Source organism: Nostoc sp. ChiVER01 (assembly GCF_034531155.1).
Classification (GTDB): Bacteria; Cyanobacteriota; Cyanobacteriia; order Cyanobacteriales; family Nostocaceae; genus Nostoc.
This window is the reverse complement of the sequence record NZ_JAVRBS010000004.1, coordinates 64,283-82,473: the sequence shown is the minus strand read 5'-3', so window position 1 is coordinate 82,473 and position 18,191 is coordinate 64,283. Positions and strand designations below refer to the sequence as shown.

Annotated in this window: 14 protein-coding genes, 1 tRNA gene and 1 pseudogene; 11 read left to right on the top strand and 5 right to left on the bottom strand. The window is 41.4% G+C overall.

Going from position 1 to position 18,191, the window contains the following annotated elements; genetic code table 11:
- The first annotated feature begins 5 nt into the window (after positions 1-5).
- The 4 genes from RMY00_RS07165 (at position 6) to RMY00_RS07150 (ending at position 8,288) form a co-directional block, all read left to right on the top strand.
- Complete coding sequence (locus RMY00_RS07165) at positions 6-863, top strand: SDR family NAD(P)-dependent oxidoreductase (protein WP_322646884.1); 858 nt, start codon at positions 6-8, stop codon at positions 861-863.
- Positions 864-1,545: 682 nt separating this feature from the next.
- Entirely contained in the window at positions 1,546-2,883 is a 1,338-nt protein-coding gene (locus RMY00_RS07160; RefSeq protein ID WP_322646883.1) for a P-loop NTPase fold protein, read from the top strand.
- Positions 2,853-8,018 carry an eIF2A-related protein gene (locus tag RMY00_RS07155; protein ID WP_322646882.1) on the top strand — a complete coding sequence of 1,722 codons (5,166 nt, stop codon included), beginning with the start codon at positions 2,853-2,855 and terminating at the stop codon, positions 8,016-8,018. Before RMY00_RS07160 ends, RMY00_RS07155 begins: the two co-directional genes overlap by 31 nt.
- A gap of 60 nt (positions 8,019-8,078) precedes the next feature.
- The gene (locus tag RMY00_RS07150; RefSeq protein WP_322646881.1) at positions 8,079-8,288 is read left to right on the top strand and encodes a DUF433 domain-containing protein; all 210 of its coding nucleotides are present in this window, start codon (positions 8,079-8,081) and stop codon (positions 8,286-8,288) included.
- 82 nt (positions 8,289-8,370) lie between these two features.
- Here RMY00_RS07150 and RMY00_RS07145 read toward each other — a convergent pair whose 3' ends face one another.
- Both RMY00_RS07145 and RMY00_RS07140 read right to left on the bottom strand, forming a co-directional pair.
- Positions 8,371-8,574 (bottom strand): AbrB/MazE/SpoVT family DNA-binding domain-containing protein, encoded by a 204-nt coding sequence (locus RMY00_RS07145; protein WP_322646880.1) that lies wholly within the window; start codon positions 8,572-8,574, stop codon positions 8,371-8,373.
- A 245-nt stretch (positions 8,575-8,819) separates the two neighbouring features.
- Complete coding sequence (locus tag RMY00_RS07140) at positions 8,820-9,155, bottom strand: hypothetical protein (RefSeq protein WP_322646879.1); 336 nt, start codon at positions 9,153-9,155, stop codon at positions 8,820-8,822.
- Between the two features lie 185 nt (positions 9,156-9,340).
- Between RMY00_RS07140 and RMY00_RS07135 the strand changes: the two genes are divergently transcribed.
- From RMY00_RS07135 to RMY00_RS07125, 3 genes and pseudogenes are all read left to right on the top strand, one after another.
- Entirely contained in the window at positions 9,341-10,273 is a 933-nt protein-coding gene (locus tag RMY00_RS07135; RefSeq protein WP_322646878.1) for a hypothetical protein, read from the top strand.
- A 58-nt stretch (positions 10,274-10,331) separates the two neighbouring features.
- A pseudogene (locus RMY00_RS07130) lies at positions 10,332-10,658 on the top strand (Uma2 family endonuclease); the annotation flags it as partial.
- Positions 10,659-10,743: 85 nt separating this feature from the next.
- Positions 10,744-11,490: a Uma2 family endonuclease gene (locus RMY00_RS07125; RefSeq protein ID WP_322646877.1), complete on the top strand. Its 747-nt coding sequence runs from the start codon at positions 10,744-10,746 to the stop codon at positions 11,488-11,490.
- A gap of 427 nt (positions 11,491-11,917) precedes the next feature.
- On the opposite strand, the gene RMY00_RS07120 is transcribed toward RMY00_RS07125, so the two are convergent.
- Both RMY00_RS07120 and RMY00_RS07115 read right to left on the bottom strand, forming a co-directional pair.
- Positions 11,918-11,991 (bottom strand) — tRNA-Arg (locus RMY00_RS07120).
- Positions 11,992-12,024: 33 nt separating this feature from the next.
- Positions 12,025-13,122 carry a tocopherol cyclase family protein gene (locus RMY00_RS07115; protein ID WP_322646876.1) on the bottom strand — a complete coding sequence of 366 codons (1,098 nt, stop codon included), beginning with the start codon at positions 13,120-13,122 and terminating at the stop codon, positions 12,025-12,027.
- A 35-nt stretch (positions 13,123-13,157) separates the two neighbouring features.
- Here RMY00_RS07115 and RMY00_RS07110 point away from each other — a divergent pair, with 35 nt between their 5' ends.
- The 4 genes from RMY00_RS07110 (at position 13,158) to RMY00_RS07095 (ending at position 16,692) form a co-directional block, all read left to right on the top strand.
- Positions 13,158-13,769, top strand: coding sequence for a J domain-containing protein (locus RMY00_RS07110; protein ID WP_322646875.1), 612 nt, complete (start codon positions 13,158-13,160; stop codon positions 13,767-13,769).
- Between the two features lie 110 nt (positions 13,770-13,879).
- Positions 13,880-15,313, top strand: a complete 1,434-nt coding sequence (locus RMY00_RS07105) for a DnaJ domain-containing protein (protein ID WP_322646874.1) — start codon at positions 13,880-13,882, stop codon at positions 15,311-15,313.
- Between the two features lie 33 nt (positions 15,314-15,346).
- The gene (locus RMY00_RS07100) at positions 15,347-15,655 is read left to right on the top strand and encodes a hypothetical protein (protein WP_322647130.1); all 309 of its coding nucleotides are present in this window, start codon (positions 15,347-15,349) and stop codon (positions 15,653-15,655) included.
- 320 nt (positions 15,656-15,975) lie between these two features.
- Complete coding sequence (locus tag RMY00_RS07095; protein ID WP_322646873.1) at positions 15,976-16,692, top strand: hypothetical protein; 717 nt, start codon at positions 15,976-15,978, stop codon at positions 16,690-16,692.
- Between the two features lie 619 nt (positions 16,693-17,311).
- Here RMY00_RS07095 and RMY00_RS07090 read toward each other — a convergent pair.
- Positions 17,312-18,145, bottom strand: a complete 834-nt coding sequence (locus RMY00_RS07090) for a metallophosphoesterase (RefSeq protein WP_322646872.1) — start codon at positions 18,143-18,145, stop codon at positions 17,312-17,314.
- Positions 18,146-18,191 lie beyond the last annotated feature (46 nt).

Sequence of the window (18,191 nt, the reverse complement as noted above, 5' to 3'; positions counted from 1 at the left end):
AGTTAATGGTTGCAGGAAATCAGCGCACAGTAGTGGTTACAGGAGCATCAACAGGAATTGGTCAGGCGTGTGCTTTGCTTTTAGACCAGTTGGGCTTCTCTGTTTTTGCTGGGGTGCGTCAAGATATTGATGCTCAAACACTTAAACAGAAAGGATCACAAAGGCTGATTCCGATTTTTTTAGACGTTACTGACGCTGAATCGATCGCAGCTGCGGTTGATCGGGTAACAAATGCAGTCGGTGGTGCGGGGATTTTAGGTTTAGTGAATAATGCCGGAATTGCTGTCCCAGGCCCGTTGGAATTATTAGCGATCGCAGAATTTCAACACCAGATGCAGGTTAATGTCACTGGACAATTAGCAGTGACACAAGCATTTCTTGGTCTATTACGCCAGAGCCGGGGCCGAATTGTCAATATGGGTTCCATTTCTGGTAGAAGCCCGACGCCGTTTCTGGGCGCTTACAATGCTTCCAAATTTGCGCTCGTTGCACTCAATGATGTAATGCGGATGGAGTTACGCCCTTGGGGAATCTCGGTTTCAATTATTGAACCTGGTTCCATCGCTACCCCAATCTGGGAAAAGTCGTTAAGTCAATCTGAAATAGCACAGCACGATCTATCCCAAACAGCACAAAGTCTCTACGGTCAGGCGATGAATATTGTCCGTGAGAAAATGCAAATTATCGCAGCTAGGGGAATTTCTGCGGATATTGTCGCTCAGGCTGTTGTTCATGCGCTGACTGCAAAAAAACCCAAAACACGCTATCTTGTTGGACAAGATGCCAAAATTGGAGCTGTGCTAAAGCATATTTTGCCCAATAAGCTGCACGATCGCGTTATTTTATACTCAATGGGTTTGTAGATTACTTCCCGTTTTTCAGAGGCTGTTACCCTGAATGCAATAGCTGTTGTAGCTAAAATCATGGTTTTCGTTAACAAAATCATGGTTTTCGTTGACAAAAGGATGTGTTTCGTTGACAAAAAGATGTGTTTCGTTAGCAAAAAGATGTGTTTCGTTGACAAAAGGATCTTTTTCGTTGACAAAATCATGATTTAGCAACGAGATTAAGCTCAAAATTGCTGTAACAAAACTCTTTATTCAAAAACACTAGAAAATTGTACTTAACAGTACCTTTTTTTGTGTTAGATATTTTTAATATTCATAAGAGTACCTTATTTAAGATAAGGTCTTTTTGCTATTTGTACTTATAGTAGTATTTCTGCTTACTTAAAACCAAATATCAGCATTACGATGTGCTACACATAACTTATATAGGACTAATGTTTGATTTCTGAAAAAGCTCGGTACAGATCGAAAAACCTAATTCCCTACTCCCTACTCCCCACTCCCCGCCCACATAGATAATTTCAAAAATCAAATACGATTCCTATATATGAACAATTATCCTGAATGCTGCTAGTTTAGTTAGTAGTTTAGGTGAGATGTACTTAGTGTACTTACAATTAAGGGTTCAATTCCCTAAAACTAATATATTTAATCAGTAGATTTTGTCATCCCTATTCCTGAGTGAATTCGATTAGTTATGCTCCTAGATTTAGAAAGATTTTATCAGGCTTGCAATCCGAGCAGACCTCTAATTATAGGAAATGCCAGCGATCGCAGGTACTATATCGATTTTGCTGCGGTGCGGGGTGGCAAAATTATCGAGGCTTTGCAGCGCACGATCGCTAGAATATCGCCAGATGTTCCAACTTGTCAACTATTTACAGGACATCTCGGTTGTGGAAAATCAACAGAGTTGTTGCGGCTCAAAGCTGAGTTAGAAGTGCAGCAATTTCATGTAGTTTACTTTGAGTCTACCCATGTCTTAGAAATGGCAGATGTGGATGTGACTGATATTTTGTTGGCGATCGCCGGCCAAGTGAGTCAAAGCCTAGAAGCAATGAAAATTAGGCTCAAGCCTAGCTATTTTACCAAGTTGTTTGGTGAAATTGTGGATTTTTTGCAAACACCAATTGACCTTGGCGTAGAAGCAGAATTATCTGTGGGGATTGCCAAAATTACCGCTAAAACGAAAGAAAGTCCCCAATTGCGGCGGCGGTTAAGAGATTATCTAGAACCACGAACAGCAAATATTTTACAGTCAATTAATCAAGAATTGCTAGAACGTGCTAACAAAGAACTGAAAAGCAAGGGTAAAAAAGGACTGGTAGTCATTGTTGATAACTTGGATAGAGTCGCAATTCGACCTTTACCATCGGGGCGATCGCTACCAGAATACTTATTTATTGAACGGGGTGAACAGTTACGCAAATTAAATTGTCATGTAGTCTACACTATTCCCTTAGCCCTGACTTTCTCCAACGATAGCGCCGAACTTCAGCATCGTTTAGGGGGAGGAGTCGCACCAAAGATGTTACCGATGATACCTGTACGTTTGCGCTCTGGGGAGATTTTCACCCAAGGGCTAGGAATGATGCAGCAAATGGTGCTAGCTAGAGCTTTTCCAGACATTTTACCTAGCGATCGGTTACGCTTAATTACAGAGGTGTTTGATAGTCGGGAAACCTTAGATCGATTGTGCCTGATTAGTGGTGGTCATGTACGCGACTTGCTAGGGTTACTGTTTGACTGTCTGCGAGAACAAGATCCACCCTTTGAGCGGGAATGTGTTGAATTGGTAATTCAAAGACAACGGGATTACCGAGCCAACGCCATCGATCCTCATGAGTGGGAACTCATCTTTCAGGTGGTGCAACAGCAGAGAGTTAGAGGTGATATACAATACCATGCTCTCTTGCGAAGTTTATTTGTATTTGAATACCGTGATCATCAGGGAGCTTGGTTTGCCGTCAACCCAGTTTTAGCAGAGACGGAAAAATTTAAATCATGGTTGAACGACACCCACAAGCAGATATAAGAGCAGCAAACGAGCGTGCTTTACGAAGTTTGGGGAGAGCAATTACCCTTTCTAGCGGTCAATTCTCCCTGGTTTTGGTGTGCTGCAATTATCGGGTTTTGCAAGAGCGAATGCTGCAACGACTCGAAGAACTCTCTTCAGGAGTACACCGAATTCAAAAGGTAGTTCTGTCGCATAATGCTAGAAGCCTTTACACAAGTATTCATTTACAACTGCTAAACCAAGATAATCCGCCCTCGGCGTTGATGATTTTGGGTTTAGAGTCAGTAGATGGACTTGACGATCTACTTAGCTCTATTAATCATATTCGTGATGAATTTCGTAAACGCCACCCATTCCCGATGATTGTGTGGATGAATGAGGAAGTATTGCAAAAGGTAGTGCGTTTAGCGCCAGATTTTGCAAGTTGGGCGGCGACACCGATTCGGTTTGAGATGACAACTGAATCATTGCTGGAATTTTTGCAACAGGAAACTGACTCTTTATTTGCGACGGTGTTATCAAGCGATGCTACACAACACCAACCTCCTCAAATTGCAAAGCATTATTCCACTGTGGAGCAAGTCTGGGAACATAGCTATGAACTCCACTTTGCCATTAGAGAGTTGCACAATCGTGGTATTACCTTAGAGCCAGAATTACACGCGAGTTTAGAATTTGTTTTTGGTCTAGATGATTATATTAGCGATCGCATTAATCCAGCTTTAAACCATTTTCAGCAAAGCTTGCAAGTTTGGCAGCAGTTGGCGAAGAAAGGGGATGAGGGAGTAGGGGGAGTAGGGGGAGCAGGGGAGGCAGGGGAGGCAGGGGAGGCAGGGGGAGTTTTTTCTTCGCCTACGCCTCCTAATCGGCCATCTCCATTGCTTCTGCGACAAGGAATCTTGTTGTTTTATATTGGGCTATGTTATTGCCGTCTAGCAGAGCAAAATCAAACAGAAAACCGCCGTCATTGGTACACTGCTAAATCTTATTTTCAGCAGTGCTTGACTATCTTACAAGTGGCTGGTCGTCCAGACATAGTTGCTGGATTTATTAGTCAACTTGCGGAAGTTTTGCAATATCTGCAAGAGTGGCAAGAATTGCAGACGGTTGCCCAAAAGTCTCTGGAGTTGCATCAAACTTATGGTAGTCAAATCCAATTAGCTTGTGACTACGGTTTTCTCGCGCAAGTGGCTGTGCAGCAGTCGCGGTGGGTACAGGCGAGTATATTAGCACACGTATCACTGCTGAAATTAGGTGAGTCGCAAAAGCACAAAGACCCTTATAACTGCTTATTTCCGTTACTGTTGGGGCAAATTTACTATTTAGTTTTAGCGAAAGCACAGCGAAATATAGGTGAGTTAGAAGTAGCCCGTGAATACTTAGACAAAGCGACAAAAGAACTACCAGGAGCCTTAGAAAGCAGCGCCCATCAATACGATGCCCATCGTTATATTCGCTTATTGCGGACACTGCGATCGCTCTACTTTGAAGAAGGGCGATATTTGGAAGCCTATTATATTCGACAGAAACGGCGTTCTGTTGAACAGCAGTACGGTTTTCGGGCTTTCATCGGTGCTGGACGCTTGCAACCCCAAAGACAGGCGACAAACCCAGCATTGATGTCACCTTCTGGGAGTAGCAGCGTTGCTTTAGAAATTGCAGCTTCTGGGCGAGAGCGTGATATTAATAACTTAATTGGGAGAATTAGCCGTGCTGATCGAAAATTGACGGTGATTCACGGTCAATCAGGGGTAGGTAAGAGTTCCATTGTAACTGCGGGCTTAGTTCCAGCACTGCAAAATCGAGCTATTGGCGATCAAATAGCTGTACCTGTAGTACTGCAAGTTTACACCGATTGGGCACGGGAATTAGGAAAATCTTTAAGTGAGGCGATGTCTAATGACGCATCCCTAGCCATCTATGCTGACATCATCCCAGAAGCAGAAGCCGCTATGGAAGCGGAAACTTTGCCCTACTCTGACACACCCATCACCATCTTAGAAATTTTACAACAACTAAAAGAAAATGCTGATAACCATCTAATCACAGTTTTAATTTTTGACCAGTTTGAAGAATTTTTCTTTGGTTATAGCGATCGCAATCAAAAGCAAGAATTTGATAAATTTATTAGCGACTGCCTGAATATACCCTTTGTTAAAGTTATCCTTTCTTTGCGAGAAGATTATTTACATCGTTTATTAGACTTTAAACATGTTTCAGCACTGGAAGCGATTAATAATAATATTCTTGACAAACATATTCGCTACCAATTAAATAATTTTTCGCCAGAATATGCTAAAGCAATTATCCGAAAATTAACAGAGCGATCGCAGTTGAATTTAGAGCCTGCTTTAATTGATGCCTTAATCGAAGATTTATCAACAGGATTTGGAGAAGTCCGCCCCATTGAATTGCAAGTTGTAGGAGCGCAAATTCAAGATGAGCGAATTACTACACTAGAAGAATATCAGCCATATAGACCGAACAAACTCATCGAGCGATATCTTAAGGAACTGATTAAAGACTGCGGGCCAGAAAATGAACGAGCCGCGTTACTCGTCTTATACTTATTAACAGATGAAAGTAACAACCGACCTTTTAAAACTCGTGCTGAGTTAGCCACGCAGCTAGCAGAATTAGAAGATGCTAGTAAATTAGAGTTAGTATTAGAGATTTTAGTTAGCTCCGGTTTAGTGGTACTATTCCCTGATGTACCAGAACGCTATCAACTGATTCACGATTATTTAGTAGACTTGATTCGCTACCTGCAACAACAAGAATCGAGCTTACAGGTACAACTTAACCAGCTGCGCTACAAAGTAGAACAGAGTCAAGCTGAGATTGAGCGACTTAAGAGTGAACTTAGCCAAAATGAGCAGCGATCGCAATTAGTAGATCCTTATCCTCAACAGGGTTTGGATTTATTAACAGAATTGCGGGAGTTACACAAGCGCGAAGAATTGAGTCAGTTAGAAATTGAGCAATTACGAGCTGAACTAAAAGAAAAAGAATTAACAGCTAAACTCGCAGAAAGTCAAAAGAAACAAAGGTTAAGTGAAGCTCAATTAAATCGTTCATTAAAAATTGCGCTGACTGCTTCTGTTCTCGCCATATTGGGATTAAGTGTTTCCATCGTCACAGCAGTAGATAGCGAAATTAAAACCCTCAGTGCATCTAGTGAAGCCTTATTTGCATCCCAAAAAGGTATTGATGCTTTAAAAGAAAGCTTAAAAGCAGGGAGAAAATTACAACAGACAGTTTGGGTAGATTCCAATACTAGAGAACAAGTACAGACGGCACTATATCAAGCAGTTTTCGGGTTAAGAGAATATAACCGTTTCGACGGGCATATATCTGGGATAAACAGTGTTACATTTAGCCTTGATCGCACCTTAATTGCCTCAGCCAGTGCGGATACTACAATCAAACTTTGGCATCCCGATGGTAGCTTGGTCAAAACGTTATCGGGACATGAAGATGTAGTCAATAGCGTCAGTTTCAGCCCAGATAGCCAAATCGTTGCTTCCGCCAGTCAAGATAAGACGGTGAAACTTTGGAGTCGAGAGGGTGAACTGCTTGCTACTCTAGTAGGGCATCAAGGTGTGGTGAATAATGCCAGTTTTAGCCCAGATGGTCAGATTATTGCTTCGGCGAGTAGCGACAAGACGGTGAAACTGTGGAGTCGGGATGGTAAATTGCTCAAAACTTTGCAGGGACATAATGGTGCAGTTTTAAGTGTCGCTTGGTCAACCGATGGACAAACCATTGCTTCCGGGAGTGCTGACAAGACGGTGAAATTGTGGAATCGGGATGGTAAGCTGCTAAAAACCTTCCAGGGACATGATGATGCAGTCTTAAGTGTCGCTTGGTCGCCTGATGGTCAAACTATTGCTTCTGCTAGTTTAGACCAGACAATCAAACTATGGAATCTAGAGGGTAAGTTACTGCGAACCTTATCGGGGCATAGTGCTGGAGTTACCAGCGTCAGCTTTAGCCGTGATGGGAAAGCGATTGTTTCTGCAAGTACCGATGAGACAATCAAACTTTGGAGTTCTGAAGGTATGTTGCTGGGAACCCTGAAAGGACATAATAATTGGGTAAATAGCGTCAGTTTTAGCCCAGACGGTCGCACCTTGGCTTCTGCAAGCCGTGACAAAACTATTAAACTCTGGCATTTGGACGGCGTGTTACAGCGAAAGCCCAAAGCCGATAACAATGACTGGATAACTAGCATCAGTTTTAGCCCAAACGATCGCACCTTAGCAGCAGCAAGTCGAGACAAAACTATTAAACTTTTCAGTCGAGACGGTAAACTACTACATACATTAACTGGGCATGAAGGTCAAGTTTGGGGCGTTAGTTTCAGCCACGATGGTCAAGTAATTGCTTCAGCTAGTAAAGATAAAACAGTAAAGCTTTGGAATCGTGACGGTAAACTGCTTAACACTTTACATGGTCATGATGATACCGTCTTGAGTGTTGCTTGGTCGCCTAATAGTCAAGTAATTGCTTCAGCTAGTAAAGATAAAACAGTAAAGCTTTGGAATCGTGACGGTAAACTGCTTAACACCTTGCAGGGACATCAAGATGCAGTGAATTGGGTAAGCTTTAGCCCTGATGGCAAGTTGCTAGCTTCAGCCAGCGATGACAAAACCGTGAAAATCTGGAATTTAGATGGTAAATTGCTATACAGCTTAAATGGTCATAGTCGCCGGGTAAATGGGGTTGCTTGGTCGCCAGATGGAAAAGCGATCGCTTCGGCTAGTATTGATAACACGGTGAAGATTTGGAGCCGCGACGGTCATTTGCTAAATAATCTTACAGGCGATGGCGATAGTTTCATCAGTGTGAGTTTTAGCCCCGATGGTAAAACTTTAGCCGCTAGCAGTGATGACAAAGTGAGAATTTGGAACCGAGAAGGCACGTTGCTGATTGCTTTAAAGGGTGATAAACAAGAGTTAACCAGCGTCAGTTTTAGTCATGACGGCAAGACTCTGGCTGCGGGTAGTGGCAATGGTACAGTAATTTTCCAAAATTTAGCAGATATCGAACTAGAAAAATTGCTGGCACGGGGTTGCAATTTGCTACATGATTATTTGCAGACTAATCAGAAGGTAATGAAGAGCGATCGCGCCTTGTGTTCTAGTAGGTGATGGAGAAGAATGATCAAAGGCGTTGTATATATTAATTATCTATCAAAAAAATCCTAACTCATGCAAAAAATCGTATCCAATCCAAAAATAATGATGGGCAAACCTATCATTTCAGGAACTCGTATTACAGTTGAATTAATTCTCGAAAAACTTGCTGCGGGTGAAACACCTGAGCAAATACTAGAAGCGCATCCGCGACTTACCGATGAAGGAATTAAAGCAGCTTTTTTAGATGCGATCGCAGATGCAATGAAGAGTGCGAGCCGTTAAAATGCGATCGTTGGTAAGAATGTCGAGGATAACGTTGCTGTCTACCAAGACGGTCATAGATTGTCATCGCTGCGGGTGAGGGTCATGATTTGGTCAGTGGCGAGGTTTCCAGCAGCGCAACCCCGTATGGCGTCAATCCAAGTTGAAATTTTATCGGTAGGCGTATTTTCTTGAGGTAGAGGCGATCGTCTTCGATTTCAAACGCTAATTCTACGTCAGGAGAAATGTTTAGCACCTCTCGGATTTCAGGAGGGATAGTAATCTGACCGTCAGGTGTAATCCGCATAGTGTGTTTGTTGTTCAAGCGTTCTTATGTCCTCAATTTAGACTTTGATTCCAGTCTAGAAAAATTGTTGGCGCAAGCTTGTAATTGCGTCAGGGATTATTTTCAGAATAGTGGAGATGTGAAAGAGGATGAGTGGCATTTGTGCGATGGACTAAACCCGCCGTAGGCAATCGCATTCCTAGAATCTCTCCTTAATTTAGCAGGTAAGGCGATACTCACTTATAAATATCGCTTACTTAAAACAACTAGCACCCAAATTCTTCTCTAAGCCTGCGCTTTAAATCTCCAGATATAGGTAGCCAGCTAATTTCTTGGCAGATATTGTTACGAGTTTCCCCATTTTGCAAGCGCTGTCTATAGATGGCTATTAACAACGCCTCTAGACCAAACCTAGATAACATGTCAGCTGCCAAGCCTATTATTCCCAGCAGAACTATACCACCAATCATCCCTCCTGGCCCCAACATTGCTAAAGCTGCTGTAATAGCAGCAGCACCAGTAAGACCTGTAGTAGCCATTGTAATTAGAAGTATAATTACAGGCAAACCTATTCCAGCAGCTTTTCTTACGAATTCATCCATACTATATCTTTTGGTCAATACTTATATAACAGACTCATTGGGGTTTCAAGTTTAGTGTTCCCCGAAATTTGTACGGCTCAACATCAAATAACAATTGTTCTATAGCGCAGTGATTTGAGGTTGGTTATGGGGAAATATTACAACAGTACAATTTCTAGCAGTTATAACTGTAATTGTTTATCAGTATGCTTGTATTCTTTATTCACGGTGTCAACACTCAGAATTCTAGATATGCTGACGCACTCATAAAAAAAATCCGCAAAAAGCTAGCAACCCCTGCCAACTTTTACTCAAGTTTCTGGGGAAACTTATTCAACAATAAGAAACATCAAACTATTGGATGTATTGAAAAAGATTTTTCTAGAGTTTGTGAACACCATAAAGAATATAAAGGTTCGTATGATGATATTTACAGATACAAAAAACGAAGAAATGAGATAATCAGTAATTTTTTAGGTGATTTTTTAATCTATCAAAATCCCGAACGCGGTAAAGCAATACGTAAAACTATCGTTGTACAACTGAGTCAGTTCTTAAATGACCACTCCAATCAACAAGAAATTCATTTGATTGCTCATTCTCTAGGTAGTTTTATTCTGTGGGATCTCATGTTTTCAAATACTTTAGACAACGATGATCCAGCTTTTATTTTTCGTGAGAAACTAAATCTGTTAAATTTAGCTAGCATTACGACACTGGGTTCTCCTCTCTTATTCCTTAAGCAAATGCTAGATATTGATTTCTCAGTTATCAAATATTATTTTAAAAATTCTAATAAAGAAGAAATTGCTGTATTGCAAAAATTAAGATGGGTAAATATAATTCATTCCTCTGACTTAATTGCCTATCCTCTGAAAGCTGCCATAGAAGATGAAATTGGCTTAGATTTATTATTCTGCGATCAGTATGTGTGGCAGTATGCAAACGCGATGGAGAAAACATTAAAAAATATGGGTCAATCAGATATGGCAATGGTTATTGGAGCAGAAGATGCTCATTCTTCGTACTTCTACGATAATCTGGATGGTGATATCACATCAGACATTATTGCATCTAATTTGTTAGGAAAGACACAAAAACTTTTAGAAAGGTGTGTCCATCAAAGACCTATGGCATGATTGAAGGCATAAACAAAGCTGTACATCTTCATCTTGGTAGCATTAAGTGAAGTACCCGTCAGCAACATATATTCCACCACCCGGAATCATTGAGGTTGTTAGCAACAACTGGAAGGACGACTATCTGACAAAACTTGCTGAATATGTTCGCGTAGCGTCTCGAAGAGAGGACTTGGGCGTTTTCGAGTACATCATCGTGGACTATGCTGCTTTTGGTGGCATTCGGTTCATTGGCTCTCCCAAGCAGCCAACCATTACAATCTACCAACTTGAAGATGGAGAGTATTTACCCCCAAAGGTGTTTCGAGGGCAGGATCGAATTGATTCTAGATTGTTTCCAAACATTCCCTTAACGGCTGAACAGATTTTTGCAATGAGTCGCTGATTAGCATCGCTAAACTACCTACTGCCAAGCATTTGGTCGGAGCGGTGCTAAGATCAATAAACCGATTCACTCGCGCCAAAGTTCAATGACTATTGCCAACTTGTCCGAACTAGGCATTACTCACCTTCCCGACCATACTGAGTTACCTGAGTCGGATGGAACTTTTGTGAAAAATTTTCAAGAACATCCGCAAAGCATACTTCTAACTGACTCAGTTCAAGGTACATTACAGCAAATTCACCCAGATAATCAGTATTGTATTGGTCAAGATTGTGGCATTTACTGGCGTTTAACCGAACCACCTGAACGCGGTGCTTCAGCACCCGATTGGTTTTACGTCCCGAATGTTGCACCTATGTTAAATGGTCAGTTTCGATGTTCGTATGTATTGTGGCAAGAATATGTCGCTCCCCTAATTGTATTGGAATTCGCTTCTGGGAATGGTTCAGAAGAAAGAGATAATACTCCAATGACTGGTAAATTCTGGGTATACGAGCAAGCAATCCGCGTACCTTTTTATGGCATTTACGAATTTAGCAAAGCTGCGATTGAGGTTTATCACTTAGTTGATGGTAGGTATCAGCAACTCACAGCTAACGAACGTGGACACTATGAGATTTCCTTGATGGGTGTCGAATTGGGTATTTGGCAAGGACAGTATGGAAATACTACAGCGCCTTGGTTGCGTTGGTGGGATACACAAGGAAATTTATTACTAACTGGTGAGGAAAAATCGCAGTTATTAACATCTCAATTAGAACAAGAACAGCAAAAAGCCCAGCGTTTAGCAGAACGCTTGAGACAGCTTGGAATAAACCCTGATGAAGTTTAATACAGGAGAATTCAGAATTTAGAAGTTAGTAATTTTGAAGTCAAACACGCTTTATTAATGGGACTTAGACAAAAAGTAGCCTAAAAAAACTCTCAAACGTATATACAAAAAGACTTTGACATCGTTTTACCTAGTTTCCTGATATATCTGGGTTTCAAGCATTTTTGAGCCTTTGGTGTATTTTCCTTGCCCTGTATAGGTTTGAGCCTTGTTTCTGTCTCAAAAATGTTTAAGTTCCGTTAATGGCTTTGAGACGAATCGTTGTGTACTTGACTTTCTTTGAAAGCTGCTGTAGTGATTAAAGATGGATTCAACAATCACAGAATGCGATGTCTGGACGGGCTACGCCTACGCACTTATTACATCTGAGTATTTTTTAATGCAGTTTACCCCCTATTAGTCAAGGTCATAGGGATTTCTTTGCTTACGGGACTGGTGCGATTCGAACGCACGACCTGACGCTTAGGAGGCGTCCGCTCTATCCAACTGAGCTACAACCCCAAATATGAAGCATATATAATTATAGCAGTACTTTTACCGAGACTGCCAACAATCATCCCAAGGACCGCCGCCTACTTCTAAACCACAAAGAAAACTTTCTGCTTTCAAGATTATTTTAGATTTTCTCCCACTTACTTCTCGTAACTCTAAATTTAACTTTCCTTGCATGGTGTCTTTGCAACAGTATCTTAAACCATCCTCTGTAGGCGCACGCAGAGGTGTACCAGGAAAATCTGTGGTTCCTGTCAATTCAATTTCATAATTAGAGTTGGTAGCTTTCATTTGCCATCTACCCCAAGGCTGAATTTCCCAATCTACTTGAGAATTCCAGGGAACAAATTCATAAAACTTGCCTTGATAGTGCAACCCAATCATCGCTACAGATTCCATCCACCACAGCACACCCCGCCTTCCACCGCCAGCAGTTAATGCTAAATCGGGTTCGCCTTCAAAGTAGTTACAATTTAGCCAAAACCATTTTTGCGGGAAAGCACCACCCCAATTTTTCTCGCCGTAGGCTGGGGCGTTGGTGAATTCGTAGATTTTACCATTCCAGTCAATCTTCCCAGTGGCTAAACCGTGAGCCATCAAAATTTGCCATCCAGGTTCAAAAATCTGCAAAAATGACACCCAGCCTGCGGTTGATTGCTGAATGCTATTTTTATTACCCCAACCGTATACTGGTTGAATTTCATACTGCCAACGGCAATAATTATTGGTTGCACGATCGCAGATAATCCCCTGATTCAAGGTAGCTGTAGCTTGATAACCCTCTTGAACATGATGCTCAAACTCTGCTTGGAGCAAATATAAAGGAGAAATTTGCAAGTCTGTTTTACCCCAATGACCTAAACCCAAAACATCTCGATTTCCCCAAAATTTATTCACATCAGGAAAAGTACGCCATAAATACTCATCATCGGGGCCGAGAATTTGGGCTGCACCGCCACTGTGGGGTTTACCGCCGATGGGGTCTTCAATGGAGTACATAAAAGCGAATGTTTGCCCAATTTCCGGTAAAGTGATGCGGTAATACCAGCCTTCAAAGAAGCGGCGACTACTACCATCCCAGTGATAACCAGAATGGGGCGTTTGAGTTGATTGGAGGAGATTTAAGGGAATAGTTAACATATATCTATATAGTTATAGTTGCCGATTTTTTCAGTATGCGCGATGACCTCGATATCAATCATGCTTATGAAATTCTTGGGTTGGAACCGGGTGCATCACAAGCACAACTAAAGCGAGCTTACCGTCAACTGGTGAAAATTTGGCATCCCGATCGCTTTCTTGAGCAAAAGCAAAAACAGGAAGCTGAGGAAAAAATCAAATCAATCAACTCAGCTTACAACAAGCTCAAATCAGAAAGTCCATCTGAGCCTCCTATTCCTGAAAATCCATCTTCATCTTCGCCTAAAAATCCCACCAAAATATCTGTGAATCGTTGGGATGCTGAAACTTTTTATAGTTTAGGAGTAGAGAATGCTACACAAGGAAGGTATGAGGATGCGATCGCAGATTTTACCCATGCAATTCGTCTCAATCCTCAATATGTTGAGGCGTATAAATATCGTGGGCTAGTTTGCTCACAACTGGGATACGAATATAGAGCCGCTTCCGATTTAAATAAAGCTGCACAAATAGAAGAAGAGTTAACAAATCCGGGTGCTGCACGGAGAGTGCGATCGCCTAGATATGTATCCAAACCTAGACCTCTGCTAGAAAGATTTTGTCAGAGGATTAAAAACATATTGCGGCTAAATCGGCGTTGGAGATAAGAAGCGAATATAGTTTAAGACGTTTCAGACGGCGACACCATATCTTGAGTTAGATAATACTTATATTAGGGAATACTAAGTAGAGTTGGATTTGCTGCTGATTTTCTAGTATGAGCGATCGCATCGATATAAATCATGTTTACAATATCTTGGGGTTAAAACCAGGTGCATCTGTTGATGAGGTCAAGCAAGCTTACCGCCAGATGGCTAAGACTTGGCATCCAGATTCTTTTCTTGAACCGCAGCAAAAGCAAGAAGCAGAAGAAAAAATCAAAGAAATCAATCAAGCTTATGCAAGGTTAAAGTCTTATCAGCCAGATCAGATAAATCAATCTGCTTCCACATCTATCAAAATTGATTTTACTCCATCTAATGCTGAAAGTTTCTATAAACTGGGCATGGAGAACGCTCAAAAGGGAAAATATAGTGAAGCAATTGAAGACTTTAGTCAAGCAATTCGTCTCAACCCCAACTACTTTGAAGCCTACAAATACCGAGGGCTTGCTTGCTCGAAACTAGGATACGAAAATAGAGCCAAGTCAGATTTCAAAAATGCCAGAGAACTGGAACTGAAACAGAAAAAAGCAGCACCCAAACCAACATCGCCGCCGCCAAAGCCACCAACGCCGCCATCACCTAAATCACAGTCTCAACCTTCACCCTGGAAATGTGTACACACCCTGACTCATCTGAACTGGGTTTTTACAACTGCAATCAGTCCAGATGGGCAAACTTTAGCTAGTGGAAGTAGTGATAATACTATCAAAATTTGGCATCTCGACACAGGTAAATTACTACATACTCTCACTAGTCATACAAAATGGGTAAGATGCCTAGCCTTTAGCCCAGATAGCCAAACTTTGGTTAGTGGCAGTGATGATAGCAGCATAATGATTTGGCAAGTGTCTACAGGTAAATTACTCAAGACACTCAAAGTACATTCAACCCCAGTTTTTTCTGTAATCATTAGTCCAGATGGTCAAACTATCCTGAGTGGCGGTACAGACACTACTATCAAGGTTTCTCATATAGAGATGGGACAATTACTGCAAGTCCTCAAAGGTCATTCTGGCTTGGTTTACTCCCTTGCTATTTGCCCAAAGCAGCAGATTTTTATCAGTGGCAGTGCGGATAATACCATTAAGCTATGGAATTTGAAAAGTAACAAACTGCTGCAAACTCTCAACGAGCATTCAGGCTGGGTGACTTGTGTCGCCATTAGCCCTGATGGACAAATTTTAGCTAGTAGCAGTTATGACCAGACTATCAAGTTATGGAATATCAATACAGGTAAGCTAATTAACACACTTGCTGGACATCGCAGCTATGTTAGTGCGATCGCTTTTAGTCCCAATCGTCAGCATCTTGTTAGTGGTAGTGCAGATCGTACTGTAAAGGTATGGAATGTTAACACGGGACAAGAACTTTACACTTTGGATAACCATTCAGATTGGGTTAATTCCGTCGCTTTCAGTCCCGATGGTAAAACTTTAGTTAGTGGTAGTCGAGATATGACAATCAAGCTTTGGCGATGCGATGTCTAACGACAAACCGAACGACGTTTCAGACGGCGATACATACCTAGAGTTAGAGAATCTTGTACTGGTGTCGAAAGTGGTGAAGAAGTATGCATACTAACTGGGCATTCTGATCGTGTTTGTTCTGTCGCTTTTAGCCCCAATGGCAAAATTAGAGCTAGTAGCAGTAAAGACAAAACGCTCAAGCTATGGCAAGTAGATACAGGCAATGAACTCTGTACTTTTTCAGGAGCTGAAGATGCGGTTTATTCCGTTGCCTTTAGCCCCGACGGTAAGACGCTGGCTAGTGGCAGTGGGGATAAAACTATTACCCTGTTCCCCATCGGTAAGGCTGTCAGTTTTTTATAAATCACCTATAAGCATAATCTATTCAAGTTGATTAAAAATTGAGAAAACTGAAGCAAATTACTAGATTTTTTATCAATGCATCACCTAACTGTTTAATAACATCTATCTTTAGGAGAATCTTTCTTTCGATTAAGTATTAACTCTCTGGAGATAGAGCCACTTGTCTAATCTCAGGGGTTATTCTGATAAGTACCAACAGTTGAGTAACAAATAAAACTCAATATTTAATCAGCAACATAAATTTTTAAGCTCATTAAAATCTCTTGTTCTTACAAAACTTTAGTTTGTCAAAATCATATCGAGGAGTGAAATCAACAGCTATGTCTATTGAACGCGAAAGCAAAAACAGTGAAATCAAGCACGAATCTTACACAGATATTAATGGTAATACTCACACTGACTTGACACGAACCTCTGAAACAGTCAAGAACAGCGCAGCTAATCCTAGCTCTTACACTAACGGTTATGTACATGGTCGAAATATTGAGCGTAACTACCAGCAAGCAGATTTAGCCCAGCGTGATGAAAACAATGCTAGTGGTGGTTTGCTGTTGGGTATTATTATCACTTCCTTGCTTGGTTTGGTTATAGGTGGCGTCTGGTACTTCAACCAGCAGAATAACGCAGCCGTTGACAATACTGTGCCAGTCGTGGTTCCTGTACCAAGTAGTAGTCCAACTCCTAGTGCTTCTCCTCAAACAAAAACCACGATAATCGAAAAAACTAGGGAAGTACCTGTTCCTGTTACTGTTCCTGTTCCTGTTCCACAACAGCAGGTTACACCTCCATCTGTACCTCGCCAACCGAATATTAACATTACTATCCCACCCCAGCAGCCTGCCGCAGAAAAAGCGCCTTCTGTAATCCAGCCAACGCCTAAAGCTACACAAAGTCCAACGACTAATACTGTTGCGCCAAGTACGAAAAGTGATAGCTCTAAAACCACTCCACCTCAAGGAGTAGACCAGTCAAATAGTACATCTAATAGCGGTTCTTCTACGGCAGATGATACTACTACAGGCGGTTCTGCTCAATAACAACTTCTAAACTTTCATCCCACTTGATAATGCTGGCATTAACACCAACATCTAACAAGTGGGAATATTTTTAAGAAAGATTTCTGAATTGTTGCGAAAAGTAAATGGTACTCAAGTTTAGTAAAGGTGTCTTGTAGCTAAACAAACACGATGCTAGATTAAGAGCAAGGTACAAACAGGTTAAGAGTTCAACAAAAACTTTCCAGTTAGAGCCTGTACCTCCTGCTCTAATGTTCTTGCGTAGGCATAGCCCGTCGTAGACATCGCTCTTTTAGTTGTGGCATCCATTGAATGTGTTTTCGCCTTAAGTTCAATGAGTTGTTTTGGAGGTATTAAAACGCACAGCCAGAAAATGCCTGCCTAGTTGGAATGTAAGGATGTGCAATTCTGAGTAGAGCGATCGCGAATGTTGTCCACCTTAGTTTGAGTTAGTTATTTCTGAATTCTCCAATCTTCAAGAAACCGCCCCAAGCTGCTGAGACTTATCCACCGTAGCTTCAGGCGGTTTCTGCTTTGAGTGTTATGCATTTTTGTCCTTTGTCCTTTGTCATTTGTCCTTTGTTATTTAAACTAATGACTAATGACCAATGACTAATGACTAATGACTAATGACTAATGACTAGTGACTAACTAACGTAATTACAGTCACTTCTGGAGGACAAAATAAACGTCCTGGTTTATAAGTTCCTAAACCACGATTGACATATAGTTGATTTTCTTCGACCTTGTGAAACCCTTGCGCCCACTCCCAATATCGCACGACTTTAGAACAGTCTCCCAAGAAAAATGTTACCCAACGCCGTAATTTTTTGGGAATTTTTTTGAGTAGTTTTTTATAATAAAATACTACAGGGCCAATGCCCGGAATTACGATATGACCACCGTGGGTATGACCAGATAGTTGCAAATCTACCCGCCATTGTTGCAATATCTTTGCTGTATCTGGGTTATGAGATAAAACAATCCGGGGTGTAACCGAGTCTAATTGATTCATGACTGGTGCAGGGTAAAATTCCTGTGACCAATAATCAGCTAGTCCAACAAGGGGTAATTCTTTTCCTAGTGGATAGGCGATTTCATTCCAAAGCACATGCACCCCAATGCTAGTTAACGCCTGTGTAACTTCTGCTTTTGAGTGGCTGTAATAGATATCGTGATTACCAAGTACGGCGTAAATACCACAACGACTTTGCAAATGTTTGAGTCGATGCACCAATTGGTGAATCGGCGTTGGATCGTCAGTTACGTAATCACCAGTTAATAGAATTAAATCTGGTTCAGCTTCATTAGTAAGTGCGATCGCTTTTTCTAACATGTCTTCCGACAGGCGCAAACCATCGTAGTGAAAATCTGACAACTGCACTAGCGTTGTACCTTGTAAAGATGCTGGAAGTTTCGCAATCTTAACCGTGATTTTATCTACTCTTAAATGTCCCGTAAACAACCAATGCATAAGGCAACCGATACTCCTCATACCAGCGCTTACAGCTTACCAAAAT